Origin of the sequence: Bartonella sp. AP150HLJHH (assembly GCF_042196385.1) — a bacterium.
Lineage (GTDB): Bacteria > Pseudomonadota > Alphaproteobacteria > Rhizobiales > Rhizobiaceae > Bartonella.
Map to the genome: position 1 here is coordinate 1 of NZ_JBHIQC010000007.1, position 24,956 is coordinate 24,956.

General features: G+C 37.8%; 25 protein-coding genes, 1 tRNA gene and 1 pseudogene. 18 read left to right on the forward strand and 9 right to left on the reverse strand.

Annotation, left to right across the window (positions count from 1 at the left end; genetic code table 11):
• Positions 1–276: 276 nt before the first annotated feature.
• Positions 277–507 (forward strand): annotated as a pseudogene (locus tag ACFING_RS04300) (DNA adenine methylase); the annotation flags it as partial.
• Between the two features lie 97 nt (positions 508–604).
• Here ACFING_RS04300 and ACFING_RS04305 read toward each other — a convergent pair.
• Positions 605–961: a type II toxin-antitoxin system HigA family antitoxin gene (locus ACFING_RS04305; RefSeq protein ID WP_156851753.1), complete on the reverse strand. Its 357-nt coding sequence runs from the start codon at positions 959–961 to the stop codon at positions 605–607.
• Positions 958–1,272 carry a type II toxin-antitoxin system HigB family toxin gene (locus tag ACFING_RS04310; RefSeq protein WP_317993618.1) on the reverse strand — a complete coding sequence of 105 codons (315 nt, stop codon included), beginning with the start codon at positions 1,270–1,272 and terminating at the stop codon, positions 958–960. Before ACFING_RS04310 ends, ACFING_RS04305 begins: the two co-directional genes overlap by 4 nt.
• A 165-nt stretch (positions 1,273–1,437) precedes the next feature.
• Here ACFING_RS04310 and ACFING_RS04315 point away from each other — a divergent pair, with 165 nt between their 5' ends.
• Genes ACFING_RS04315 through ACFING_RS04350 form a run of 8 tightly spaced genes read left to right on the forward strand, consistent with a single transcriptional unit; the run spans position 1,438 to position 7,529 of the window.
• Positions 1,438–2,649: a phage tail sheath subtilisin-like domain-containing protein gene (locus ACFING_RS04315; protein WP_375630015.1), complete on the forward strand. Its 1,212-nt coding sequence runs from the start codon at positions 1,438–1,440 to the stop codon at positions 2,647–2,649.
• Positions 2,649–3,155, forward strand: a complete 507-nt coding sequence (locus tag ACFING_RS04320) for a phage major tail tube protein (RefSeq protein ID WP_375630016.1) — start codon at positions 2,649–2,651, stop codon at positions 3,153–3,155. Before ACFING_RS04315 ends, ACFING_RS04320 begins: the two co-directional genes overlap by 1 nt.
• Positions 3,156–3,157: 2 nt before the next feature.
• The gene (locus ACFING_RS04325) at positions 3,158–3,445 is read left to right on the forward strand and encodes a phage tail assembly protein (protein WP_375630017.1); all 288 of its coding nucleotides are present in this window, start codon (positions 3,158–3,160) and stop codon (positions 3,443–3,445) included.
• Between the two features lie 47 nt (positions 3,446–3,492).
• Positions 3,493–3,555, forward strand: coding sequence for a hypothetical protein (locus tag ACFING_RS04330; RefSeq protein ID WP_375630047.1), 63 nt, complete (start codon positions 3,493–3,495; stop codon positions 3,553–3,555).
• Positions 3,552–5,618 (forward strand): phage tail tape measure protein, encoded by a 2,067-nt coding sequence (locus ACFING_RS04335; RefSeq protein WP_375630018.1) that lies wholly within the window; start codon positions 3,552–3,554, stop codon positions 5,616–5,618. The genes ACFING_RS04330 and ACFING_RS04335 overlap by 4 nt, the downstream gene beginning before the upstream one ends.
• Before the next feature lie 5 nt (positions 5,619–5,623).
• A complete protein-coding gene (locus tag ACFING_RS04340) occupies positions 5,624–6,004 on the forward strand; it encodes a phage tail protein (protein ID WP_375630019.1) in 381 nt (126 codons plus the stop codon).
• On the forward strand, positions 6,001–6,225 hold the full coding sequence (locus tag ACFING_RS04345) for a tail protein X (protein WP_375630020.1): 225 nt from the start codon (positions 6,001–6,003) through the stop codon (positions 6,223–6,225). The genes ACFING_RS04340 and ACFING_RS04345 overlap by 4 nt, the downstream gene beginning before the upstream one ends.
• Positions 6,222–7,529, forward strand: a complete 1,308-nt coding sequence (locus ACFING_RS04350) for a phage late control D family protein (RefSeq protein WP_375630021.1) — start codon at positions 6,222–6,224, stop codon at positions 7,527–7,529. Before ACFING_RS04345 ends, ACFING_RS04350 begins: the two co-directional genes overlap by 4 nt.
• A gap of 38 nt (positions 7,530–7,567) precedes the next feature.
• Here ACFING_RS04350 and ACFING_RS04355 read toward each other — a convergent pair whose 3' ends face one another.
• Positions 7,568–7,891: a type II toxin-antitoxin system PemK/MazF family toxin gene (locus tag ACFING_RS04355; protein WP_375630048.1), complete on the reverse strand. Its 324-nt coding sequence runs from the start codon at positions 7,889–7,891 to the stop codon at positions 7,568–7,570.
• Positions 7,891–8,115 carry an antitoxin MazE family protein gene (locus ACFING_RS04360; protein WP_019224016.1) on the reverse strand — a complete coding sequence of 75 codons (225 nt, stop codon included), beginning with the start codon at positions 8,113–8,115 and terminating at the stop codon, positions 7,891–7,893. The genes ACFING_RS04355 and ACFING_RS04360 overlap by 1 nt, the downstream gene beginning before the upstream one ends.
• Positions 8,116–8,258: 143 nt before the next feature.
• Here ACFING_RS04360 and ACFING_RS04365 point away from each other — a divergent pair, with 143 nt between their 5' ends.
• Genes ACFING_RS04365 through ACFING_RS04380 form a run of 4 tightly spaced genes read left to right on the forward strand, consistent with a single transcriptional unit; the run spans position 8,259 to position 9,486 of the window.
• Positions 8,259–8,921, forward strand: a complete 663-nt coding sequence (locus ACFING_RS04365; protein ID WP_375630022.1) for a lysozyme — start codon at positions 8,259–8,261, stop codon at positions 8,919–8,921.
• Positions 8,918–9,145, forward strand: coding sequence for a hypothetical protein (locus tag ACFING_RS04370; RefSeq protein ID WP_375630023.1), 228 nt, complete (start codon positions 8,918–8,920; stop codon positions 9,143–9,145). Before ACFING_RS04365 ends, ACFING_RS04370 begins: the two co-directional genes overlap by 4 nt.
• A complete protein-coding gene (locus ACFING_RS04375) occupies positions 9,078–9,281 on the forward strand; it encodes a hypothetical protein (protein WP_375630024.1) in 204 nt (67 codons plus the stop codon). The genes ACFING_RS04370 and ACFING_RS04375 overlap by 68 nt, the downstream gene beginning before the upstream one ends.
• On the forward strand, positions 9,274–9,486 hold the full coding sequence (locus ACFING_RS04380; protein WP_375618855.1) for a hypothetical protein: 213 nt from the start codon (positions 9,274–9,276) through the stop codon (positions 9,484–9,486). The genes ACFING_RS04375 and ACFING_RS04380 overlap by 8 nt, the downstream gene beginning before the upstream one ends.
• A gap of 130 nt (positions 9,487–9,616) precedes the next feature.
• On the opposite strand, the gene ACFING_RS04385 is transcribed toward ACFING_RS04380, so the two are convergent.
• From ACFING_RS04385 to ACFING_RS04400, 4 genes are all read right to left on the reverse strand, one after another.
• The gene (locus tag ACFING_RS04385) at positions 9,617–10,792 is read right to left on the reverse strand and encodes a tyrosine-type recombinase/integrase (RefSeq protein ID WP_375630049.1); all 1,176 of its coding nucleotides are present in this window, start codon (positions 10,790–10,792) and stop codon (positions 9,617–9,619) included.
• A gap of 555 nt (positions 10,793–11,347) precedes the next feature.
• Positions 11,348–12,274, reverse strand: coding sequence for an outer membrane protein (locus tag ACFING_RS04390; protein WP_375630025.1), 927 nt, complete (start codon positions 12,272–12,274; stop codon positions 11,348–11,350).
• 561 nt (positions 12,275–12,835) lie between these two features.
• Positions 12,836–13,108 (reverse strand): hypothetical protein, encoded by a 273-nt coding sequence (locus tag ACFING_RS04395; RefSeq protein ID WP_375612155.1) that lies wholly within the window; start codon positions 13,106–13,108, stop codon positions 12,836–12,838.
• Positions 13,102–15,477 carry a mechanosensitive ion channel domain-containing protein gene (locus tag ACFING_RS04400; RefSeq protein ID WP_375613488.1) on the reverse strand — a complete coding sequence of 792 codons (2,376 nt, stop codon included), beginning with the start codon at positions 15,475–15,477 and terminating at the stop codon, positions 13,102–13,104. The genes ACFING_RS04395 and ACFING_RS04400 overlap by 7 nt, the downstream gene beginning before the upstream one ends.
• Positions 15,478–15,657: 180 nt before the next feature.
• On the opposite strand from ACFING_RS04400, the gene ACFING_RS04405 reads away from it, so the two are divergent.
• From ACFING_RS04405 to ACFING_RS04420, 4 genes are all read left to right on the forward strand, one after another.
• Positions 15,658–16,035 carry a hypothetical protein gene (locus tag ACFING_RS04405; protein ID WP_375613487.1) on the forward strand — a complete coding sequence of 126 codons (378 nt, stop codon included), beginning with the start codon at positions 15,658–15,660 and terminating at the stop codon, positions 16,033–16,035.
• A 91-nt stretch (positions 16,036–16,126) separates the two neighbouring features.
• Positions 16,127–18,640 (forward strand): protein translocase subunit SecD, encoded by a 2,514-nt coding sequence (secD, locus tag ACFING_RS04410; RefSeq protein ID WP_375620802.1) that lies wholly within the window; start codon positions 16,127–16,129, stop codon positions 18,638–18,640.
• A 99-nt stretch (positions 18,641–18,739) separates the two neighbouring features.
• On the forward strand, positions 18,740–20,491 hold the full coding sequence (gene ybaL / locus ACFING_RS04415) for a YbaL family putative K(+) efflux transporter (protein WP_375630026.1): 1,752 nt from the start codon (positions 18,740–18,742) through the stop codon (positions 20,489–20,491).
• Between the two features lie 15 nt (positions 20,492–20,506).
• Positions 20,507–21,460, forward strand: a complete 954-nt coding sequence (locus ACFING_RS04420; RefSeq protein ID WP_375630027.1) for a YbhN family protein — start codon at positions 20,507–20,509, stop codon at positions 21,458–21,460.
• Positions 21,461–22,559: 1,099 nt separating this feature from the next.
• On the opposite strand, the gene ACFING_RS04425 is transcribed toward ACFING_RS04420, so the two are convergent.
• A tRNA-Lys gene (locus ACFING_RS04425) sits at positions 22,560–22,635 on the reverse strand.
• A 437-nt stretch (positions 22,636–23,072) separates the two neighbouring features.
• Here ACFING_RS04425 and ACFING_RS04430 point away from each other — a divergent pair.
• Entirely contained in the window at positions 23,073–24,641 is a 1,569-nt protein-coding gene (locus ACFING_RS04430) for a TerC family protein (protein ID WP_375612149.1), read from the forward strand.
• Positions 24,642–24,956 lie beyond the last annotated feature (315 nt).

Genomic DNA, 24,956 nt, shown 5'->3' on the forward strand with positions numbered 1-24,956 from the left:
GGTGATACATCACGTGGTGGCTCTGGAGGAGTCGGCAAAGGTTCCTATAGTTCGGGAAAAGCAGGGCGTGGTTTTGGTGGTGGTGGTGCTGGCTCTCATGCCGATTCTTCTCCAAGCGGCGCTGGAGCTGATGGCGCTGTTCTTATAAGGTTATGGAAAGATTAAATACAAAACCAAAAATAGCGCAAGTCAAATGGATAGCTTTTGTATGAGCAGGCTTATATGTTTTTAAGTCCTTTTAAAGCTCTTTTAAAGCCCTTTAAAAGGGCTTTAACAGGCGTTGAGAATTGCTATGGCAAGGATTTGTTTAAGCGAGAGGATTACCAGACGATGTCCACACTGCTTGCACAATTAAAGGGAAAGTTTGTTCTGTCTCTCAATGATGTGCCAGAGATCCGAAAAACCTTTAGCCAATTTAAACTAAAAGAAGTGAATACATCTTATACATGTGGTTCAAATAATCCAATGCCGGCTCAAGAGCTGATCATCTCAAATTGCGATTTCTAAAACGAGAAATAATACATATTAAAGGGTCTTTAAATGATCTTTGAAGACCTTTTGAAACCCCTTAAAAATCTTTCAAAAAAATAAATTAGTATAAAACCTAAGCTATCAGACTTTCTAGTGGAATATTGAACTGTTGGTGCAAGTTTTTAATCATGCGCAGTGTTAATTTTCTTTTACCACTCAAGATTTCATAAACACGATTTAAATGACCAATCGCAGGAACGAGATCTTTAGCACTTAAGTTCATTTGTTCCATTCTAAATTTAATAGCTTCAATCGGGTGAGGAGGAGAAACAGGATAGTGTTCTGCTTCATACGCTTCAATCAACAACACAAGAACCTCCATTTGATCAAATTCTGGAGTATTCTCTTTAGGTTGATTGTCAAACATTGCAGACACAATTTCTAAAGCTTCTTGATAATCTCTTTCAGTGCGAAGTGGTTTGATATTCATTTCTTAAATTCCTTTAGTTCTACAGTATTAGCATCAATTGCATCATACTGTTTGTGTGTCCCTATAAATTTTATATAAAGCCAACCTGCTGGATAAAAGATTGAAACAACTAAACGATAATCATTGCCTCTAATATTAAAAACAACACGATTATTCTTTAATATGCTTGCATTTTTATACTTCTCTTTAATGTCATGAGGAGAACGCCACTGCGCATTTTTAGCTTCATCTACCCATGCTTTTAACGGTTGTTCAGCATCAGGATATCGAGCCCAAAAAGTTTGAAGTGTGGAGATTTTAACAATTTTCATAAGTTTATCCTGATTTTTATCAATCTTAGTACCATTTTGGGACCAAGTCAAGATATTTATAAAAAGAAAGTGCTTGTTGAAAACAAACCTTTCTCAAGAGCGGCTTTTTACCTCTCATTTTTCCCATTCATTTTAATTCATCCCTCATTTAAAGGAGCATAAAGTATGGCAACAGGTTTTCTACACGGTGTTGAAGTTGACGAGGTTGACGACGGCACCCGCCCCCTTCGCGCGGTTCAGTCTGCCGTTATCGGGATTGTTGGCACAGCACCCGATGCCGATGAACAAGCATTCCCTCTCAACACACCGGTTTTGGTAGCAGGCTCTCTTTCACAAGCAGCTAAACTGGATAAAACGGGTAAGCGTCAAGGTACCTTACCCAATGCCCTTGATCTCATTTTCAAGCAAGTGGGAGCAATTGTCGTTGTCGTCCGTGTGAACGAGGGTGACAATGAAAATGCAACACTCACCAATGTTCTAGGTGGTGTAAACGCAAATGGTGCTTATGAAGGTGTTCATGCTTTGATTGGAGCGCAATCCATTGTAGGACAAACACCACGCATTCTCATCGCTCTAGGCTTTACACATCAACGCCCTTCCAGTGTGAATATTGAAGAGAATGGAACTGGTGCAACTGCCAACCCCGTAGCAGCAGAATTGATTGGCATTGCCGAGCGTCTGCGTGCGATTGTGGTGCTTGATGCACCAAACAGCACAGATGAAGCAGCCCTTAGCACAGCAAAAGATTTTGATTCAAAACGCGCCATTCTTATTAATCCATTTGTAAAGGTGAATCGTGATGGAAAAACTATAGAACAGCCATCAAGTGCAGCGGTTGCAGGTGTCATTGCCAAAACAGATTTTACACATGGTTTTTGGCATTCCCCTTCAAACAAAGTGATCAATGGCATTGTTGGTATTGCACGCCCCATTGATTTTTCCATTGGGGACAGATCCAGCCGCGCCAACCTTCTTAACGAACAAAACATCACAACAATTATCCGCGAAAACGGTTATCGTCTTTGGGGTAATCGCACCCTTTCAAGTGATACAAAGTTTGCTTTCTTATCGGTGGTGAGAACCGCAGATATGATTAATGACGCCATTTTGCGCGGGCATCTATGGGCTGTCGACCGCAATATCAAAAAAACCTACATGAATGATGTCAGTGAAAGCGTCAATGCCTATTTGCGTGATTTGAAAGCACAAGGCGCCATTCTTGGTGGACGCTGTACACCTGATCTAGAGCTTAACACAGCAAGCGCCATTGAAGGCGGCAGAGTCTATTTCAATGTCGAATTTACCCCCACAACACCCGCAGAACACATCACGTTCCGTTCACAAATCATCAATGATTACCTAGAGGAGATCTTTTAATGACTGTACCAGTTTTACCAAGGGTTCTAAAATATTTTAACATTTTTGTCGATGGCATTCCCTATCAAGCAAAATGTGAAAGCGTAACATTACCGAATTTGAACTTGGTTGTTGAAAGTTATCGTGGCGGAGGCATGGATAGCTCTATTGAGGTTGATCTTGGTCTTGAAACCCTCACACTTAGCATGACCATTTCTGATTGCTCTCCAGAGTTGATGACACTGCTGGGGCGCACTGATGTCGATATCTCATTACGCAGTTCGATGCAAGCCCAAGGCACACCCGCAGAAGGTGTTGTCATCACCATGAGAGGGATATGCAAAGGCTTTGAAATGGCAGAATGGCAACCAGGAAGCAAAGCAACTTCTACAGCGACCTTCACATTGCAGTATTTCAAATATGTCCAGAAAGATATGGAAATCGTTGAGATAGATGTCCTTAACTTGGTGAGAAAATTCAATGGCATCAATCAATTAGCAGACCATAGAGTAAACATAGGATTATAAAAATGGCAGTACAAACAAGCATTACACATAAATTACTTGTGCCGGTTACATTTGAAGGAAAAGAACACACCGAAATCACCTTACGGCGTCCCAAAACAAAAGATGTGCAAGCAATCGATAAGAAGGAAGGTGTTGAACAAACAATTGCTATGATCGCACGTCTTTCTGGATGGCCGCATGAGGCTGTTAGCGAACTCGATATCAATGATTTGGCAAGCATTGGAGAAATCTTAGAGTCTTTTATCAAACGGCGGGATACCTCGACTGGGAAACCGCCGCTAAACTCATAGCCGATATCGCCATTGTTTTTCATTGGTCCCTTTCGGACATGATGGAAATGGAACCGCAAGAACTCATATTCTGGCGAAAACAAGCAGCAGGAAGGTATAAGACAAAATGAGTGAAAAAGTTGCTGATGCAAAGGTGAAACTGTCTCTTGAAGACAAACTCACCGCACCTCTCAAACATCTTCAAAAAAAATTCGATACATTGTCAAAAACACTTTCACATAGATTGAGTATTCCGCGCTTTTCTGCTGCTGTCAAAAACATGACGTCAAGTTTGAAAGGTGTTCAAAGTGCTCTTGGCACGGCGGCAAGCCGTGCTTCGGTCTTTACCGGTGTTTTAGGGCTTGCTGGTGGTGGTCTTGTGGCAAGTGTAACCGCCCTCACCATGAAAACCATGCATCTGGGAGATAGTCTTCATCACGCATCACGACATTTGGGGATGAGTGTTGCATCGCTTCAATTATGGGGCGATGCAGCCGATAATTCAGGCACTTCTGCTGAACTTTTTCAACAATCTCTAGCAACTTTAAATAGACGTTCAGCACAAGCATATGCTGGACAAAAAAGAGGCATTATGGGGTTTGAGGCGCTTGGCATTTCTGTCAAAAACGCTTCTGGAAAACTCAAATCAAATTCGGCTTTGTTGGAAGAAATTACCGACAAGATGAGTAAGATGAAAAATCAAGCACAAAGACAGCATATTGCTGCCCTGCTGTTTGGGGGTGATGGCAAAGAAATGGCTTCCATGCTTGCACAAGGCATGGCACCCATTAAAGAGCTGTTTGCAAAGGCGAGAAAAGGAAAGTGGCTGATAGGTGCCGATGTTGCACGCTATGCCGCAGATTTAAGTGATAAGCTTGGTGCTTTTAAGAAAAAAATAGGCGGTATCGCGAGCTTTATTGGCGCGCGTTTCATGCCCGTGATCAATGATATGGTTGACGGTTTTTCAAAGTTAATTGATGAAAACCGCGACCTCATTCAAACAACTGTTGCGAGCTGGGCAAAAACCTTAAGAAAAGTCTTTAATGATTTGCTTAATCCTACCTCTGATTTAAGAAAAGGCATCAGTGATCTCACAGAGAGGATTAAAGGCTGGTTCCAATGGCTAGAGCCATTGATTGGTGAAATAACCCTCTTTAAGGTAGGACTTGTGGCACTTGGTTCGTTCATTTTTGGTCCACTCATTGCCGCATTAGCAGCCGTAGGAACTGCTTTTGTTAGCCTTGGTATCACAATTATGACGACACCTATCGGTTGGTTAATGGGTGGCATTGCAGCGCTCTTTGTCCTCTATCAATATTGGGACAAACTCAATGGTTGGGTAGCTGCATCTTTAGCCGCGGTTGGAGCAGTTCTTATAGCTTCAGTTATTCCAGCAATAACCGCTGTTGGTTCTGCTTTTATATCGCTTGGTGTTGCTATCATGACAACCCCCATAGGCTGGATAATGGCTGGTATTGCAGCCCTTATTGGAATTGGATATCTGCTTTATAAAAATTGGGATACGGTCATGAATTTCTTACGAAATTTGTTGAGTTCTTTGGCTAATTTATGCAGTAACATTTTCAGTAACCTCTTTAGTCTCTTTAAAAAGTTTTCACCCCTCTCTTGGATTGCAAAAGGCATAAATGCATTGATTAAATGGTTGCTTGGGGTCGATTTAATGGAAGCAGGTTCCAATCTTATTAATGGGCTTTGGGAGGGCATCAAAAGCAAATGGGGTGATCTATATAACGGATTTGGCAATATGATGAAGAAATTAACCAGTTGGATGCCTAATTGGGTGAAAGAAAAGTTAGGGTTTAATGTTTCAATAGACAAGACTTCAACGCAGACCATTAAAACCTTTACCGAAGAAACCAATACACAGGCAAAAAGAATGCTGGATACAGTAGTGGTTACAAATACCCCGCCTGAAAAACGCAAGAGTGGTTTTAATACAAGTGTCGTTGAAACAGGACAAATGCAGGCAACAAATAAAGTAGGTGCCTTTAAAGCTCCAAAGCCAATTACGGTTCATAAGCCCGTTGAAGTAGACGCCCGTGTAACCATTACAAATCTAAATATTTCCGTCCCCAATGGTCTCAAGGACGAAATCAGAGACGCTGTCAATCAAGCACTTGAACGCTATGCAAAACAGCAACGTTTAGCCATAGCCTCTAGCCTTTCGGATTAAATACCATGATGTTAGCTTTGGGTGGTTTTATTTTTTCGATTGAAACAGCAGCTTATCAAACACTTGATATGTCTTATGGGGTTCCATGGGTAGAGCAAGGACGATTGGGGCGCAAAGCAGCTCTTCAATTGCCTGCCGTTGCAAATGCGGAATTTTCTTTAACTGGTGTGATTTATCCAGATTTCAAAGGTGGTCACAGACAGCTCGAATATTTACGGCAAATGGCACATGAAGGACCTCACATTCTTGTGACTGGTCAAGGCAAAATCTTAGGTAAGTTTGTCATTCTTTCTGTAGAGGAAAAACAAAGCATTTTTCATCATAATGGCATCCCCAAAAAACAAGAATTTACAATAAAGTTGAGAGAATATGGTGAAGACCTATGAGTGATCTTTATATGACCAAAGATGGTGATATGGTTGATGCCATTTGCTGGAGATACTATGCAAAGGGTCAACAAGCCCTTGCTGTTGAACGCGTTTATGCAGCAAACTTTGGTCTTGCAGACTATGGACCCATTTTAAAAGCAGGCATCACGATACTCTTACCAACCCTCCCCTATCCGAAAGCCACACCAGTAATCAGAATTTGGGGTAGCAAATCATGAAACCTTTTTGCATGGTTCTGGCAAATGGAGAGGACATCACAAGAATGCTGATGGACTATGTTTTATCAATTGAAATTACCGATGAAGCAGAAAACAAAAGTGATCGTATCACTATAGAGCTTGATGACCGTGCCCGTGACAGTGATAACGGCTTTCTTGATATTCCTCTTATCGGGACAGTTATTTCTGTAACTCTTGGCTATGAAGGCGGAAAAAACCGCGATATGGGAGCCTATCTGATAGACGAAATTTCTGTAAGCAGCCCACCGCAAAGCTTAAGTGTTACAGGACGCGCCGCCTCTATGAACACGTCTTATAGAACACCCAAAAGCCAATCCTATCACCAACAAACCCTTGGCAGTATTATTCAAGAGATAGCACAGCGCAATGGCTATACACCAAAAGTTGACCCTGCTCTTGCCAAAATTGTTGTGCGTCACATTGACCAAACTTCTGAAAGCGATATGGCTTTTGCCACGCGCCTTGCAGAAAACTATGATGCGGTAGCAAAACCCGTTGATGGCAAATTGGTGCTTGCCAAACGGGGTGAAGGCAAAGCCATTACCGGTGAAACACTCCCTATTGTTGTTATCCATGAAAAACAATGTACCTCTTGGGATTTTAAATACAGTGCACGCGATGAAGCAGGTGCCGCCAATGGATTAAAGACAGATGCAGGAGATGATCAAAAAGCCGCCGCTGATGCACGAGAGCCAGAGGAAATTGAAGAAGGCGAAGATGTTATCCATATGGATGAAAGTGACGCCCCCAATTTGCCTAAAGTAGAGACAGCAGCAGAAACACCTGAAAATCAAGAGCAAGAAGAAGAGAAAAAAGGCGGTGTTATCGCAAACTATCATGATATCCGCAGTGGTGAAAAAAAAGAAGTCAAAGTTGGTAATCCGCCGTTTCATGAACTCAAATACACCTACCACAATCAATCAGAGGCTGTTGCAGCCATTGCGGCTTATCGCAATAAATCATCTCGTGGGAAATCTTCTTTCTCATGTGATATTGGTGGTGATCCTTTTGTGCAAGCAGAAGCAAAGCTTGTTCAGGAGCCCCCTTTCCGCCCCTATATTCCAGCAGAATGGCGCATCAAAAGTGTTAAGCACAAACTTGATAAAACGGGTGGTTACACTACAAAAATGGATTGCGAGCTTTTTGATGAAACCCAAGAAGATGCGGCTGGAAACGTTGCAAACACAACACCAGACAAGGATGATACCCTTGATCCAAACGCTCCACCAGACGCATGTGATGAAGGTGAAGGCGTTATCCATATGGATGAAGAAGATAGATAAACAAAGCTATTTTATGATGATAAAAAGAAATACTATTTTTATTTTACTATTCCTAAAAATACAGCTAAACAGCGTTCAATTTCTACCATTTTATCTGCATGAATGGAGCCGAAAGCTGGACTAACTTTTTCACATCTTACCGTCATAATCTTATCAATCATGACTTGCGAAGGTTTTTGCAAACCATTTTTAGCGTTTGGCTGAATCGTAATGCGGAGTAATGGCGCATCAACAAGTGTGCTAGTAATGGGTAAAACTGTTACACTTGTATGTTCATTGAATTGATTAGCTTGAATGATTAACGCAGGTCTTGGTTTACCAAAATCGCCTTGCATAGCTATTGTGACGAGAGATCCACGCATCATTCTGTCCAGCCATCAACATCCATTAAAGATTGATCCATCAACAACTGCATAGATGTATCTGTTTTATCCATTTTTGCGACTAAGCGACATTGGCGTCGGCACTCTTCTGCAAAGTTCGGTTGACGCGTATCTGGTACCCAAATTTGCATTAAACGCAAACCTGCTTTTCTTTGTGCGTTGCGATGTTTTTGAACGCGTTCATTAACGTGCATTGTAGCCATAACAAAATCTCCATTATGTTTCATGTAACGTATAACACAGAAAAAAGTTACATGAAACACTACTTTTAATAAAACGCAATAATTACAATTTTAATCTATCAATCTGCCCCACCTTTTGTGGGGCTTTTTTATAGGAGCAATACATGAGAACAATATCACCAGAAGGGTTAGCACTGATTAAACAATGGGAAGGTTTACGTCTCAATGCCTATAAAGATGCCATTGGAGTGTGGACCATTGGTTATGGACATACAAACAATGCTGGAAAGCCTTTTATTTACGAAGGCATGACAATCACTGAAAAGCAAGCAGAAGAACTTCTTTGCCAAGACTTAAGACAATTTGAGAATGTCGTTGAACAAGCAGTTCAAGTTGCTTTAACCGATGAACAATTCGCGGCGTTAGTGTCGTTTTGCTATAATGTAGGAACAACAGCCTTTTGTAACTCGACACTGTTAAAAAAGCTCAATCAAGGTGAATATGAAGCTGTCCCTGCCGAGCTACAGAAATGGACCAAAGCAGGCGGGAAGCGTCTTGAAGGTCTCGCACACCGGCGTGCGGCAGAAACAGGCTTATGGGCAAAAGGGGCTTATGTTTCCTCCAATTATCAAACAGTAGAAACGCAAGCACCAACGGGACTTTTTAAAGCTGAAGCTCTTGCACCAGTTATTGGTTCTTTTTCAGGGCTTGGAGGCTTATTAGCAGGCAATGGTCCAGTGCAATGGGCATTTGCTACCATTATGGTTTTAGCCGCATGTGCTGGCATTTTCTTTGTTGCTAAACGTTTTCAGGAACACCGTTTATGATCTTATGGATGAAAAGAAATCTGCTGTTAATAGGCGCGGCTCTAGCCGCTTTTTTTATGGCTTTGGCAAAAGCTTTTACCCTTGGAAAAAAGGCAGAACAGCAAAAGCAAACAGAAAAAACCTTAAAAGCAGCAACAACACGGCTGGAGGTGGAAAATGAAGTTAATCAGAAAAGTGATACTGATGTGCGTACTGCTCTCTCTCGTTGGTTGCGGGACAAATAAGTATGTCTCTTGTGTTGGTTGGTTGCCAATTTATTTAGAGAGGCAAGATGTTAACGTCATCAGTTCCAATTTAGCAAGAGATATCTTAAAGCATAACAAGCAGGGCGAACGTGTGTGTGGGTGGAAACATGGCTAAGAAAAAAACAAAAGACGATACAGAGCTTACAGAAGGAGAAAAAGAAATCCTTCAAGAAATTATCATGACCTACAAAAGTATAAAAGTGATGTCACGTTATACGAGATGGATTGTACTCATTATACTCTTGCTAGCGCTTGATTTTTCACGTCTTATAGATGCATTGGTAAATATTTTTACACAAAAACCAAATATCCGACTCTAAATACATTCTGAGATGTGCGAAACTGTTTAGCAAATGAATTATCAATTTCGCGCGTCTCGCAGATGCAAGAAATAATGTCGTTTTACACATCTCAAACAGTGGTTTTCAAAACATTAACAATTTGATCCCCTTAGGTCGCTCCTGTTATAAATGCAGCCCACTGTTCCATAAGGGTATGTCGTTGTTCTAAAAAATCTGTCCGCATATAAGCTTTTGTCACTGAACTCCCAACGGAATGCGCAAGAACAGTTTCAGCAATCTCAAATGGTGTTGACGTTGTTTCTGCTATCCAGTCACGAAGACTAGATCTGAAACCATGGGGTCTATAATCAAAACCTTTGTCTTTCATGAATTTAGAAAGTGTTACATCAGATATAGGCTTTCCAGAACTCCCAGCAAATAAAAAACCATTTTTTTCAAAGGGGAGAGATTTTTCAATCACTTTTAAAGCTTCATCACTCAATGGCACGCGAAAATCTGAAACCTTTCCTACAATGCCCTTCATATTTTCTTTTGGTATCGTCCATATATCTTTATCTATTTGTTCAAGACGCAAATAGCGCAATGGATACGACCGTACTCCAGTCAAAATAAGCAACTTCAGTGCTAAATTTGAAAGAATCTTATCATCCAAGCTTTGATAAAATGCCGGAACTTCCTGCCATGGCATAGCAGGAATATTTTGAACATTTTGAATAAATTTTCCCAATAAAGCTTTTGCTTTTGGTACCAATTGCATGTCCACATCTATACCACGTGCTGCGGCATGTTTTATAGCAATATTCAAACGTGATAAAGCCTTGCTCGCTGTTTCATTTTTTGTTTTCCAAATAGGCAACAAACACTCTTTTATATCAAATTGCGTTAATTCAGTAATTGCTATATCCCCAAGTTTAGGAAAAACATGCAATGTAAGAGGTACTAACCACCTTGCTGCTTTACCTTCATTTTTCAATTCGCTTTTTTTGGCTTCAAAAGCACTTAAAACTATTTTTTGTAAAGAAATACTATCAACTGCCTGCCGTAATTTTTCATTTTTCCTTTTACGAATCGGGTCAATACCTTGGTGCAAAAGGTCACGGCAAGCTGTAGCTTTAAGCCTCGCTTCTTTCAAAGATACAACGCTACAAGAGCCTAATCCCATTTCACGACGTTTTTTATTGAAATCAAATCGAAAAATCCAACGCCCTTGATTTTGGGCTGTTTTGATAAGCCATAGCCCAGCTCCATCAGCATATTTTACTTTAGATAGATTTTTTACAGATAAGACAGACAGTCTATCACGTGTTCTCGTTCTGCTAACCACCTTCTGAACCACCTTTTGAACCACCTTTTGAATCGCACTTGGAGCGATTTCATTTGATAGCAAGATTATATACAAAAGGCAATTTTATAAATAAAATCAAATAAAAACAGTTAGTTATAAATATAGAAAAAAGTAAAACGCGCAATCAGGTGATAGCGTAGAGAATTCTAAATAAAGAAAAAATAGGTGCACGCCGTCCGCACCACTCTATGTGAATTTTCTTTATTTTCTCATTACTTAGATAGTAAAAACTCTCTTTAAGTTTACTGTTTGCAACTCTATAACGGTATTATAAAGTGATAACTGTAATAATATAAAAGACGAAGCAATCCTTCTTTGCCAACAAATGTTTCAACCACACCTCGTGAACTAAAAATTTTTTATTCTTAACAATTAAGAATCTGAGTAACTCTTCCTTACCTCCTCATTCTCACTCAAAGTCAAAGCCCCCCTTTTTTCACCATAAAATAGTGTTTACAATGCATAAAATTAAAAAATAAAGGCCCTATCAAAGAAATAGGACCTCTTAAATTTAAGCTCCTTTATCCTACAAAATTAGAATTTGTAAGCTATTCCTGCGCGAAAATCATTCGTCTTATACTTAACTTCAATCTCGTCTTTAAATTTCCTTTTACCAAAATCTGAGTAACGATATTCCGCACGCACAACAAGATGGTCTGTCATTGCAAAATCAACACCACCACCGAGAGTATAACCAATCATCGTTTTTGTTACATCCGATGTCCTATTAAATGGCTCACCTCCCGTAATTACTGTCGACAAAATATCCTGAAACTGTCCATAAGCAACACCACCAGCAATATAAGGCATCACATGCCCTGCAGAAAACCCAACACGCACCCGTGTAGCACCTGTCCATTTTTGTTTTAACGTATGATTAAAAGTTAAACTGTCTTTCTCTTCTTTATCCTCTGCAGAAGAGCGAGAAAAGCCTCTGCCCTGTCTCCTGACAATTTTTGCCTTTTTTCGACTTTTTTCTTCTGTATCTAATTCCTCAGTATCACTACCCGATCCTTCAGTGCCCAATCCTTCAGTTCCACCAGCACTCGATTCATCTGCATGAAATCTTGTTTTTGTATCCTTTTTTTCCGTTAAAATGATATCCGTATCAATCCCCATAATAAAATTATTACCGAGATCAAAATTAACACCCGCATAAAAACCACCTATAAACCCAGAAAGATCGGGCATATGCTGTTTCTCGACAGGTATCCATGGTTTACTTTTACTACCCTCATCAGGATAGAGAGGAATATTAACATCAGGCGCTGTTGCAGAAATCTTACTTGAAAAGCCACCAACTTGCCCCCCGAAATAAACACCTCCCCAAGAAAAAGGTGAAGAAGCAACAACTTCTGAGGCAACATGTACTGGCTCTTCGTGAGCCACCACATCTGCAGCCTGTACTATAGAAGGTGAAATCAAAGAAAAAACAGATGCTGTTATAAATTTTGTATTCATAAAATTATACCCCATTGCTAAATTTAAATATAATCAAAAATCACATTTAGAAAAACAAAGTTTTATAAAATCTTATGCTGCAAAATCGCATGTACTCCTTTATAGTTACATTTAAATCTATTACTATATTAATATATCATTACATCAAAATTTAATATTATCAAATAAATTTTAAAATATTATAATAATGATTACTTCAAATAATAAATATTTAATAAAAATACATATTATCTTGTCAAAAGGAGGAAATATAAAACATTTTGTATTAAAATTACCGCAAAAAAATCACAAAATAGTATATTTTATGCCTTTTTTTATGAAAAAATTCTAAAAATGATGTAATTATTTTTAGAAAATCGATGTTCATTAACAATACTATAAATACCTCAATATTCTTACATCCAAAATGCATACTGTAGATTCTACATAGTATAAAAAAACATCCATTTTATACTAAAATCATACCTTTTTTTTACCATTTTCTAAAGGATGAGATTATTAATTACACACAATATCATTATCCTTCTAAATCTTGTCCCCAAACAAAAATTCTCAATCATTTTATTTAAAAATTGCTCTTCCCCTACTGATTTCTATATTATCATCTGCCTTTATTGCAAAACGGTCTTTATTAGGAAAAGTTATAAAACATCCCTTCATACAAATTGTAATTGTTTGATGAGTATTTAAAGAAATTTTTGAAGGTATACTTCCTTCAACAACAATAAGAGATTGTATCTTTAAATCAGTATTCTTCACTGTTGCAGCAAAAGCTGTTATGGTAAAAATACTTAATAGAATAACTGTAATCAAAATATAAGTATATTTCAGCATTCTAAGATTCCTTCCTCAGCAAAACGCTTATATAGGCTAAATCGAAGAGCATTGGTTACATGAGAAGATGAGGTAATATTAGGCACATAAATAGCCAAATTAAAGGAAAAACTCTTACGATCAAATGCTGTAAAACTCACCTGTGGGATAGGATTTTTTAAAACGCCTTCTGTCGCAGAAGCAATCTCTAACAAAATTTCAGCAACATGCTCTGGAGCAACCTTAGATGATACAGTAACTGGTATATCAATTCGTCCTACTTTATTACGTCGTGTCCAATTACTAACGTTGTTATTAATAAGGCTTGAATTGGGAATAATAATCGTCTTACGCTGAATTGTCTCAAGTTCCGTTGCACGCACACTAATACGCTTAACAACACCCCCTACTGATCCAGATTCTATATAGTCCCCTATTTTAAATGGTCTTCCAACTAAAATAATAAGTCCAGAGACAAAGTTTTGGACAATATTCTGTAAACCAAAACCTATACCAAGTGAAAGTCCTCCAGCAATAAGAGCGAAATTTCTAAGATCCAAACCTGCCATTGATAATCCGGTCAAAGAAGATACAACAACGCCTCCATAACTTATCACTGTTTTGATAGAATTACGTATACCAGAATCGAACTCTCCATGAACCAACACCACATTATCTAACCAACCAATAAATCGGCGAATAAGAAACCAGCAAACACAAAAAGAAATAATTCCTGTTACAAGAGAAATCAAAGAAAGACTAATATTTCCAATCTGAAAACCGGTCACCGATTGCCACAAAACTGCTTTTAAATCAGAATAGGAAAATCCAAACTGTACAGCAATTGGCATTGCACAAAATATAACAACAAATAAATTGAGAAAAACGCTCACAAAAACTCCCAATTGATTCATCGTTTTTTCTTCTAAATGAAACCTCTGCATCAAAAGATGACCAACCGTTGTTTTCATAAATTGGTCTTTAGTTCCAAGTGCTTGAGCGCTTTGTATTCCTAAATACATGAGAACTAAAAATGCTCCATCAATCATAATTTGCTGCGTAATAAAACGCGCAAGTCCAACGTAACCTAAAAAATTCAATACAAAGAGCAGTAACCCCAAGCCAATAAGAGGAATGCGTATATAAAATGGCCAAAAGTATGGCTCTTTTTTTTCTTCTTGAACACGCCTACGTCTAAACCGCAAAGGTACAAATGATATTATAAATAGCAATATCGCTACAAGAAAAACAGCAATAAAACTTTTAGCAATTGTTAAAGATAGAGGCGCTGAAATGATTTGATAAATACTATCAAGAACAGCGTCAAATGCCAAAATACCCCCTAAAGAAGTGAGTAAAATCACTAATTGATAAGCAGACGATGATGTAATCTTGAGAAGACCTACATGGGGCCTATTCGATGATAGAAGAACAACCGCTAATCGATTGATTAAAAATAATAAAATAATTTGACAACCTATCATATCAAAAACTGTTGTAAGCTTACCTAGATCTAAGTTAAAACTACGAAACAAAAACAACACAAGATAAACGCAAAGAATACATACAAGTGAAGGTAAGAGAACTGAAATAAAGGCGATCAATAAGCGTTGTAAATAAGATATTTCCTCATTAGACTTCGTAAAGTGGCAATACACATGAACAAGAACTTTTTGAGAAAAATACGAAAGTCCCAAAGTAATAAAAAGTGGAATTAAAAAGCAAAGAAATAGTTGTAAAAACTTGAAGTAAAATATAAAATTCCACCAAGAATTTAACAACACAAGAAAATCTGATGAAGCCTCTTTTGTTTTTTGGACGAGATGTTTAACCATCGGAATCGAAAACTCAAGCCTATACGTAAGCGTGCGTTTAAAAAGCTCCCGAGATTGAGAAATAGAAAGTTCAGCTATTCTATTTGCCGCTAAGAAAATTGCTTCAAAACGAAGCATGATACTGTTAATTTTAGCTTTTTGCTCTATCAAATAGGAATATTCCTTCACAGAGCTTTTCAGTTTTTTCACGTCACGATGGAGCTCCATTAATTGATCAAGAAGTGTATTAATCTCATTAAGAGGAGGACGCAAAACAAATGCTGCCTCAATAGCACGTTCACTGATATCTTGTGCACGTAACCGTAATTCTTCTAAAGCACGCTCATCTTCTGGCTTTCTGTCAAAATCTCTTTTTAAAGTTTCAGTATTTTCTTCAAGAGTCTTAATAATCAACTGTTGTTGCAGAATAATTTCATCAACTGAATAAGAAGCTATCGTTTGTTCGACAATTGTATTTTGTGCCCCCCTATTACCCCATGCACCAGAATTAAATACAAAGATAATCCCCAAAAGAAGGAAAAGTATGTGGATGTTTTTTCTACAAAATGAATACATATCTACCTTATGAGCACAAAAGGGATTTTATTTTTCTCTTTTAAATATGGTATAAAGTAGATATTTTCAACTTTTATAGAATAATCTTATAAAAGCTTTCCCTTATCCTATAATACTGGTAATAAGATAAAAGAATGATAAATAAGCTGAACTCAATAAGATTAAAGAAGGCACTCTAGCATGTTTTTTTTGCACCTTTATTGCAAAAAAGAAGATTTTCTTCCTTTGACAACCTGGATTTTTCTATCCAGTTTAGGTGTATTCTTGACGAGCAACCTAGAAACGCGTGCTTATTTAATCAAACAATCACACACCAATAATGTCATTAAAACGAATAGATTTGATTTACATCATAAGTGTGATCAGGTGAATGTTACCACAACTGAAAACAAAAAACTTGTAACACTCCATACAGAATCTATTTTTATGAGGACCTTTCAAAAAATCCTAACATTGGATTTCTTTTTAATAAAGATTCCAGCTGTTGACACACGATTTCGTAACGTTAAAACACAATATTTCTCAAATAAACGCGCTCCTCCCAATGAACATACTTAATTCTCTTCCTTGAATATAAAAACGATCATCTTATTTTACTTGTGCTTTTAACTTTGAATAACTGTTAGATTGCCTATTTACGGAATATATCATGCGTACACCTGGTTGGTTAACTACCCTTTATTGTTTTATTCTTTTAAGCAGCATTTATGTTGCCTTACCCAATTTATTTTCACACGAACAAGTTAAAAACTCGAAATTCTTACCCGACACCCGTGTAGCACTTGGTCTTGACCTTCAAGGAGGCTCTTCTCTCCTGCTCGAGGTTGATAGCAAAACGTTAAAACGCGATCAGTTACATATAGTTTTAAGCAATGTGCGCAATGTATTGCGTGAAAAACAAATCCGCACCTCAAGTGTGCGTATCGTTGAAGATAGCGTTATTGCCCTTATTTCTGACCCATCGCAAACTGAAAAAGCACTCTCTGCTTTGAAAACATTAATAACCCCCATACACAGTAGCTTTGGCACAACAGAACATAACATCACGATCAGTGCTCAAAATGAAACTCTCCGCGTCACATTAACAGAAGCTGGTATAAAAGACCGTGTCAGCAATGCTATTGAACAAAGCTTAGAAATCATCCGTCGTCGTATAGATCAAGTTGGTGTTTCAGAACCAGCCATCCAAAAGGTCGGAAATGATCGTATTATGGTCCAATTGCCTGGACTACAAGATCCAAAACAACTGCGTGATCTTTTAGGAACAACCGCTAAGATGAGTTTTCATCTTGTTCCTTCTAATGTGGACCCCAATAACCCCCCTATAGGTGTTTCTATTCTCCCTGGATACACTGATGCAACACAACATTATGCAATTTATGATCAAATTGCTTTAGATGGAAATGTCCTGAAAGATGCCCGTGCAGGTTTTGACCCCCAAATACCAGGACGTTCCATTATTTCATTTACGCTAGATTCCGCTGGTGCAAAAATATTTGCCGATATAACACGACAAAATATTAACCGTCCTTTTGCCATTGTTCTGGATAATAAAGTTTTAACCGCTCCGACCATCAATAGTGTCATTCCCAATGGACAAGGTCAAATTACAGGAAACTTTGACCCCAAAGAAGCCTCAACTCTGGCTGCTCTGCTTCGTGCTGGTTCCCTCCCCGCACCACTCACGGTCATTGAAGAGAGAACCGTAGGTCCAAATCTTGGTGCTGATGCTATCCAAATGGGACTTTACACCGGCATAATTGGCTTTATTCTTGTTGCAATTTTTATTTTTCTTCTCTATCGTATTTGGGGATTAATTGCCAATATAGCACTAGCTCTGCACACAATTTTAACATTTGCTGCACTGAGTCTTTTGGGAGCTACGCTTACGCTGCCTGGTATTGCTGGTATTATTTTAGGCATCGGTATTGCCGTTGATGCTAATATCCTTATCAATGAACGTATCCGTGAAGAAAGTCGAAAAGGTGTGGGTGCTTTTGCAGCCCTAGATCGTGGATTTAAACACGCTTTTGCAACCATTGTTGATGCAAATGTTACAGCAATTATAGCGACCGTCTTACTATTTTGGTTCGGGACCGGTCCCGTTCGTGGTTTTGCCGTAACAATGTTGCTTGGTATTATCATCTCCATGTTTACAAATATCACCATTGTACGCATCATCATGATTTGGATCGTTCGTAAATGGAAAATTAAAAAATTGCATATTCACTCTGCTTTCAACATCATGCCACAAAACACAACTTTCCACTTTATGAAAGCACGTTTCATTGGTATTGGCGTCTCAATTGTTTTATCAATGGCTTCAGTTTTTCTCTTTTTTAAGCCTGGATTGAATTTTGGTATTGATTTCATTGGCGGAAGCCAAATGAGTATTACCACGAAAGGACCAGCAGATCTAGCAACTCTGCGTTCCAAGCTTTCTACTCTTAATATTGGTGAAGTTACCTTGCAAAATATTGATAACGAAAATACCGTATTAATTCGCATGCAGAAACAAAGCGGTGGCGAAGCACAACAAACCACCGCCATTGATAAGGTCAAAACAGCTGTACAAAATATCTATCCCGATACCACATTCGATCAAATAGAAGTTGTTGGTCCCAAAATTTCAGGTGAGCTTGCCACAGCTGCTTTTACTGCTGTTATTCTTGCGGCTATTGCCATGTCTCTCTATATATGGTTACGCTTCGAGTGGTTCTTTGCCATTGGAGCAATTATCACTCTCATTCTAGACACCACAAAAATGATTGGCTTTTTTGCTTTATTTCAATTTGATTTTAATTTAACGGCTATCGCCGCACTCTTAACAATTGTTGGATATTCTATAAATGATAAAGTTGTCGTCTATGATAGGATGCGCGAAAATATGCGTCTTTATAAAAAAATGCCGTTGCGCGAGCTGATTGATCTGTCAATTAATCAGGTTCTTGTACGTTGTTTTTTTACATCAGCCACAACAATTCTTGCGATGCTCCCCATGGCGATATGGGGTGGAAGTGCTGTTCATAATTTTGCATTACCCATGGTCTTTGGGATTATTATTGCAACATCATCCTCTATCTTTATTGCTGCTCCTATTTTACTCCTGCTAGGAAATTGGTGGCGTGAGCGAAATAATCGTGCAAATATCAAAGTGAAATAAAAATGCCCTTTAATGCGTATGGTACATCTCGCCTCTCTTCTCATAGAAATATAGTCGTTTTCATTCATTCGCTTTTTGATCAAGAATAGTAAATAATCCATGCTCCACGACACACCACTTATCACAACTATTGTTGCAGGCTTATGTTTAGCATTTCTCTTGGGAATGATTGCTAGCCGTTTACGTATTTCACCCCTTGTAGGCTATTTGTTAGCTGGTGTTATTGTGGGACCCAATACAGGCGGATTTAAAATAGATTCCGTCATCATTAATCAACTTGCTGAAATTGGTATTATTTTGCTGATGTTTGGTGTTGGGCTCCACTTTTCATTAAAAGACCTTTTATCTGTCAAAGCTATTGCTGTCCCCGCTGCTATTGCACAAATGGCATTTTCTACTTTTCTAGGTTTGTGCCTTGGTCTGATTATGGGATGGGGCTTTAGTGGAAGTTTGATTTTCGGTCTTGCTTTATCCATAGCAAGTACCGTTATCCTGCTACGTGCTTTGCAAGAGCGTCATCTTATTGAAACAGAAAAAGGACGCATTGCCGTTGGATGGTTGATTATTGAGGATTTAGCAATGGTCCTTATACTTGTCCTCATCCCTTCCTTGGCAAGTGCCCTCAGCAATACCAAAAAAGAAGCGTTGGATCCTCTTGTTCAATGGTTGGATTTAAGTATTTGGGGTATTTTTGGTCTCACTATCCTAAAAGTAATTGTATTTATTGCACTTATGCTCGTCATTGGGCGACGCGTTATCCCATGGCTTTTAAAAATGAGCGCACAATCGGGATCACGTGAATTATTTCGTCTTAGCGTCTTTGCTATTGCATTAGGAGTAGCTTTCGGAGCCGCTCATTTATTTGGAGTTTCTCTTTCTCTTGGTGCTTTTTTTGCTGGTATGGTCATGAGCGAATCAGAATTAAGCCACCGTGCCGCGGAAGAATCTTTACCACTGCGCGATGCTTTTTCTGTTCTCTTTTTTGTTTCTGTAGGCATGTTATTTGACCCCGAGAAACTCTTAACTCATTTTTTCCCTCTCTTAGCAACCTTATTCATTATCGTAATCGGAAAATCTGCTGTTGCCTTTTTCATCGTTAAAGCTTTTCGCTATTCTAATGCAACAGCTTTGACTATTTCTGCAAGCCTTGCCCAAATCGGAGAATTTTCCTTTATCCTTGCTGGTTTAAGTTTAAGCTTAGGACTTTTAAACAATGACGCTCATGATTTAATTCTTGGAGGAGCAATTTTTTCTATTTTGCTCAATCCTCTTGTTTTCATTGCCTGTAATAAAATTAAAAAACGTCTAGAAAAAAATTCTGCATCTTCACAAAATACCCAAACAATTATTGATATTGATCCACAAGATCCTGACCAAGATTTTTTACCGATGACCTTTAAAAACAACCATATCGTAATTATTGGCTATGGTCGTATCGGTAAGTGTGTTGCATTATCTTTAATAAATAGAGATGAACCTATAGTGATCGTAGAAGAATCAAAACGCCTCTCTGATAAAGCGATTGCAGATGGCTTTGAGGCTATTTGCGGCAATATCATTCAACAAGAAATAATGAACGCAGCAAATATAAATAATGCACATAAAGTTGTTATTACAATGCGAAGTACCATTGAAGTAGGAGAATGTATCGTGAATATCCGTGATATGAAGAAAGATATCCAGATAATCACACATGCATTATCCGACACAGAAACAACATATCTCATTGATTTAGGTGCTGATGTTGTAGTAACAGATGATGAAGAAATTGCCAATGGCATTATAGAGTATATAACAGAACGAAGATCTGTAAGGAATATGCTCAATCATGAAAATTTACAGAAAACATAAAATGGATACAGAATCGTGAAAATAAAGCAATTTATATGGCCATTGATTGGTATCTTAGCAATGCTGGTATCTATTCGAATTCTTTACATGAAGCTCTCTGCCATTTCATTTGGGGATGTATTGGAGCGCTTGAGCAATTTAAATGCACAGCACTGGTTATTAGCCTGTTTATGTTCTCTCCTAGCTTATGCTGCTCTTGCTGGATATGATCGAATTGCCTTGCAACATCTAGGCCATAAAATTTCTTGGATTTTTATCGCTATATGTTCATTTACAACCTACGCTCTTTCACACAATATCGGTGCTTCAGTTTTTTCTGGTGCCGTTGTACGCTATCGCGCCTATAAAATGAAAGGATTAAACGGAACAGAAATCGCAATATTAGTAGGTTTTTGCTCTTTTACTTTTGTAATCGGCACAATCTTACTTTTGGGAATCGTTTTGGTGCTGCAACCCGAAATTATCACCCTCATTCATAAAGAACTTCCTGAATGGCTCGGAACAACGGCTGGAGCAATTTTACTCAGCTGTATAGCACTTTATACGTTTGGCAGCTGGCTTCAGTTAAAACCCTTACGCTTAGGTAAAAAAATTCAACTCTCCTATCCACGGCTGAAAATTGTTATTCAACAGCTTCTCATTAGCCCTCTAGAGCTTTTAGGAGCAGCAGGAATTATATATGCTGTTCTCCCACATAACGCAGATATTCATTTTATATCTGTTCTTGGTGTTTTCCTAGCGTCTTTTACGATAACTCTTCTCTCTAATGCTCCAGCAGGAGGAGTAGGAGTTCTTGAAGCTCTCTTCATAACAGGCATGCCCAATATAAATCCAACCGATGTTATTGCAGCGCTTATTGTCTTTAGAATGTTTTATTTGATTATACCGCTCATCCTTTCATTATTTGTGGTCGTCATTTTTGAGGCGCGACAATATTGGAAAAGAGTCCCCAAAACACCACCGGAATAAATAAAAGGCTATCAATGACTTCTTTTTTGTGTACCTATAAAAGAACAAAACACCATCGTGTTGCCAATTTACATATCTTTTTTAAGAAACCTCTCTCAACGCTCTTCTCCATTACACAGCAGTACCCATAAATGGTATAATAGTAAAGCTATTGTTGCACCATCAACTTTATACTTAATAAAAGATCAAGCCTGCGCCATTATACTATTTTTCCAATGTTATGATAACTTTTAGCACTTAAGAACATTAATAAGAATTATTTTCATGCCTTTCTTCAATAGTCTTTATCCACACGTTAATCCCATTTATGATGCACAAATGAATGATTTTAATTAATTTATTATAAGAAGGATTGAAACAAAAGAAGTTTATGATAGTAAAGTTTTTTCAAACAAAGAATAATCAATTCTTTATAAATCAATATATTATAATGAATCTAAGTAGCTTTCTTAATATTTATATTTTTAGAGGTTTAGCTAACGGAAAGACAGCATAGCGTAACCACATAGCTTAATATTTTAAAACTTTAAGCCTCATTAAATTTTATTGTCTTTCGTTTAACAGGTATTAACTTTAAACAATTAAATTGATATAATTTTATTCCTTGTATGTCCAGCTAACTACTTCATTTTATCTTGATTTACCCTCTTGGAATACTGATGATTATTACAGAAGTTTTTTGTTTAAGCGGGAGAGTTATCAAAAAATATCCACGCTGCTGACACAACTAAAGTGTAAAGTTTCTTCTGTCTTTAAACAATATGCTAAAAATCCAAAAAAATTTTAATCAATTTATATTAAAAGAAGTGAAAACTGTTGATTTTTATACCCCTTTTTAAATAACACAATTGTCGGTAAGAAGCTTCTCCTTACCAATTGCAACTTAAAAAAAGAAACAATACGCATTAAAAGATCTTTAAATGTCCTTTGGAAGTTCTTTGAGTCCCCTAAAAAGTACAAAAACCGATGACTAAGCTATATCAACAATCTTCACTTTTAAACAAACAGATATGGGGAAATCCTACTGCCCAATTTTATTTAGAAAATCGTACCTTAAAAAATTACGCAATCAATAAGTTATTTACGGTATAAAACCAAATGGTGGGTGATGAGGGGATCGAACCCACGACCCGCTGATTAAGAGTCAGCTGCTCTACCGACTGAGCTAATCACCCATAAGTTTCTCAAAAAATGAGAATGAGCGTTTCTATAACGCTCCTAAGAGTGGATGTCTAGATATTTTGTTGTTTGTTATATGAACTCATTGTCTGTAAGGTTAAAAATATGATATTCACCACTTGATCTTATATAAAAATAAACTCATTATAAGAAGCTTTATAAATAAATGTTCTGATTGTTATACAGAACCTATAGTTAGAGGATTATCGAGCATAATGCCCGAGCGAAAATTAGAAGAACCTTCTTGTGGTTGTAAGCGGGATGGGGCATCATTTTGTTTTATCAACAATCACATGCATTCAAGCAATATTGTGCTGTTTTTTTCTTTGAATATAAGTTTTTTTACATTCAATGTTCATGATCCAATATACGAATAAAAGCCTATGAATTTTTTTTGTCAATCGCGCGCTTTTAAGCTTCTAAAAGGTAATGAATGATGGAATGGATCACTGATCCCCATGCGTGGTTTGGTTTGATCACGCTGGTTTTTCTCGAAATTGTTTTAGGAATAGATAACCTTATCTTTATTGCAATTTTAGCTGAAAAATTGCCACTGCATTTGCGTGACCGCGCACGCTTTATAGGTCTTACTTTAGCATTAATTATGCGGCTTTTCCTTCTTACCGTTATTGGATGGGTTATGAGACTCGATAGGGTAATTCTTTCACTTTCATCTTTTGTATTTAGTTGGCATAGCTTTATTTTAATCGGTGGTGGAGCCTTTTTGCTCGCAAAGGGAACGCTAGAATTACATGAAAGGTTAGAAGGAGTATCACATGAAAGAAAAACAGGCGTTGGTTATGCTGTTTTTTGGCAAGTAATCGTCCAAGTCGTGGTGCTGGATGCTGTTTTTTCACTAGACAGTATTATTACCGCAACAGGTATGATTGCAAAAGAGCAGGCAGCAGTTATGTATATCGCAGTCATAGCTGCTATGGGAGTAATGATGTGCGGATCTGGTGCTCTTATGCGTTTTATTAATCGTCATCCCACTATTGTAATCCTTTGTCTTGGTTTTTTGATGATGATTGGTTTTACTCTCATTGTTGAAGGATTTGGTTTTCATATTCCAAAAGGGTATTTGTATGCTGCTATTGGTTTTTCTGTTCTCATCGAAGCTTTTAATCAAATTGGACGTCGTAACCGTGAAAAAATGATTAAAACGAATGATCTACGCAGTAGAACAGCTGATGCTGTTTTGAGGCTCTTAGGAGGAGGAAGCAAAGATAGTCACCTTGCTGAGACTGTAGATGTTATTGCTGAACAGGCCGCAGCTTCTGAATTGTTTAGACCAGAAGAAAAGGAGATGATTCGTGGTGTTCTCGATTTAGCTGATCGCCCTGTTCGCTCTATCATGTCGCCGCGTAATGAGATTGAGTGGTTAGATTTAAATGCTGATGAAAATGAAATGCGTGAAGAATTACAAAAGGTTAAACATAGCCGCTTAATTCTTGCGCGTGAAAAAGTGGATGAATTTGTTGGCGTTGCATTGACAAAAGATCTTCTTTTGAATTTGGCTGAGGGGAAAAAGATTAATTGGAAAAAAGCTATGCGAGAACCCCTCGTTGTTCATGAAAACACAAGTGTTTTACGATTGATGGAGCAATTACGTCATTCTTCGATTCAGCTTGCAATTATTGTTGATGAGCATGGATCTTTTGAAGGAATTGCAACACCAACCGATATTCTTGAAGCTATTGCAGGAGACTTTCCTGATGACGATGAAGAACTCATGATCGCAGAACAACTTGAAAATGGCAGTCTTCTTGTTGAGGGATATGCTGATATCCGCCGTTTAAGTGGTTATCTTGGACGTAACCTTGTGGATGAAGCAGATCGTTATACGACTCTGGCAGGCTTTATGCTTTGGCAGTTTGGTCATTTACCAAATGAGGGAGAAAGTTTTGAAACTGATGGTTTACACTTTAAAGTGATTGAAATGGAACGCAGAAACATATCTAAAATCCTTATTTCTCCACTTGTATCACCAGAAAAAAGCTAATTCTTTTTATAAGCAAAATGAATAAAAAGATTTTTTTATGATTAAAAATTGAAAAGAATAAGCAGCTGATAACTCAATTGCATTTCATTATTTTTATATTTTTTTTAAGCGTAAAATAATGACATACAAAAGTTATATTATCAATGAACTTTCCATTATAAAAAATTTTCATTGATGATTGACGAAAAGCTGGAAGAGAGAAAATGGTGCAAAATTATTTGTCAATGGTCATTAATCTCAAAACAATGAATATATACAACATATTGATTTATAATAATTATTTATTACAATATTACCTTCACATCAAGAAAGCCT

Excerpts from the sequence above, each read along its gene's own strand:
- ACFING_RS04405 (WP_375613487.1), top strand. The coding sequence starts at position 15,658 with ATGTTTTTTTTGCACCTTTATTGCAAAAAAGAAGATTTTCTTCCTTTG.
- ACFING_RS04395 (WP_375612155.1), bottom strand. The coding sequence starts at position 13,108 with ATGCTGAAATATACTTATATTTTGATTACAGTTATTCTATTAAGTATT.
- ACFING_RS04315 (WP_375630015.1), top strand. The coding sequence starts at position 1,438 with ATGGCAACAGGTTTTCTACACGGTGTTGAAGTTGACGAGGTTGACGAC.
- ACFING_RS04370 (WP_375630023.1), top strand. The coding sequence starts at position 8,918 with ATGATCTTATGGATGAAAAGAAATCTGCTGTTAATAGGCGCGGCTCTA.
- ACFING_RS04335 (WP_375630018.1), top strand. The coding sequence starts at position 3,552 with ATGAGTGAAAAAGTTGCTGATGCAAAGGTGAAACTGTCTCTTGAAGAC.
- ACFING_RS04400 (WP_375613488.1), bottom strand. The coding sequence starts at position 15,477 with ATGTATTCATTTTGTAGAAAAAACATCCACATACTTTTCCTTCTTTTG.
- ACFING_RS04310 (WP_317993618.1), bottom strand. The coding sequence starts at position 1,272 with ATGAAAATTGTTAAAATCTCCACACTTCAAACTTTTTGGGCTCGATAT.
- ACFING_RS04430 (WP_375612149.1), top strand. The coding sequence starts at position 23,073 with ATGATGGAATGGATCACTGATCCCCATGCGTGGTTTGGTTTGATCACG.
- ACFING_RS04365 (WP_375630022.1), top strand. The coding sequence starts at position 8,259 with ATGAGAACAATATCACCAGAAGGGTTAGCACTGATTAAACAATGGGAA.
- ACFING_RS04320 (WP_375630016.1), top strand. The coding sequence starts at position 2,649 with ATGACTGTACCAGTTTTACCAAGGGTTCTAAAATATTTTAACATTTTT.
- ybaL (WP_375630026.1), top strand. The coding sequence starts at position 18,740 with ATGCTCCACGACACACCACTTATCACAACTATTGTTGCAGGCTTATGT.
- ACFING_RS04390 (WP_375630025.1), bottom strand. The coding sequence starts at position 12,274 with ATGAATACAAAATTTATAACAGCATCTGTTTTTTCTTTGATTTCACCT.
- ACFING_RS04305 (WP_156851753.1), bottom strand. The coding sequence starts at position 961 with ATGAATATCAAACCACTTCGCACTGAAAGAGATTATCAAGAAGCTTTA.
- ACFING_RS04340 (WP_375630019.1), top strand. The coding sequence starts at position 5,624 with ATGATGTTAGCTTTGGGTGGTTTTATTTTTTCGATTGAAACAGCAGCT.
- ACFING_RS04355 (WP_375630048.1), bottom strand. The coding sequence starts at position 7,891 with ATGCGTGGATCTCTCGTCACAATAGCTATGCAAGGCGATTTTGGTAAA.
- ACFING_RS04325 (WP_375630017.1), top strand. The coding sequence starts at position 3,158 with ATGGCAGTACAAACAAGCATTACACATAAATTACTTGTGCCGGTTACA.
- ACFING_RS04345 (WP_375630020.1), top strand. The coding sequence starts at position 6,001 with ATGAGTGATCTTTATATGACCAAAGATGGTGATATGGTTGATGCCATT.
- ACFING_RS04350 (WP_375630021.1), top strand. The coding sequence starts at position 6,222 with ATGAAACCTTTTTGCATGGTTCTGGCAAATGGAGAGGACATCACAAGA.
- secD (WP_375620802.1), top strand. The coding sequence starts at position 16,127 with ATGCGTACACCTGGTTGGTTAACTACCCTTTATTGTTTTATTCTTTTA.
- ACFING_RS04360 (WP_019224016.1), bottom strand. The coding sequence starts at position 8,115 with ATGGCTACAATGCACGTTAATGAACGCGTTCAAAAACATCGCAACGCA.
- ACFING_RS04380 (WP_375618855.1), top strand. The coding sequence starts at position 9,274 with ATGGCTAAGAAAAAAACAAAAGACGATACAGAGCTTACAGAAGGAGAA.
- ACFING_RS04375 (WP_375630024.1), top strand. The coding sequence starts at position 9,078 with ATGAAGTTAATCAGAAAAGTGATACTGATGTGCGTACTGCTCTCTCTC.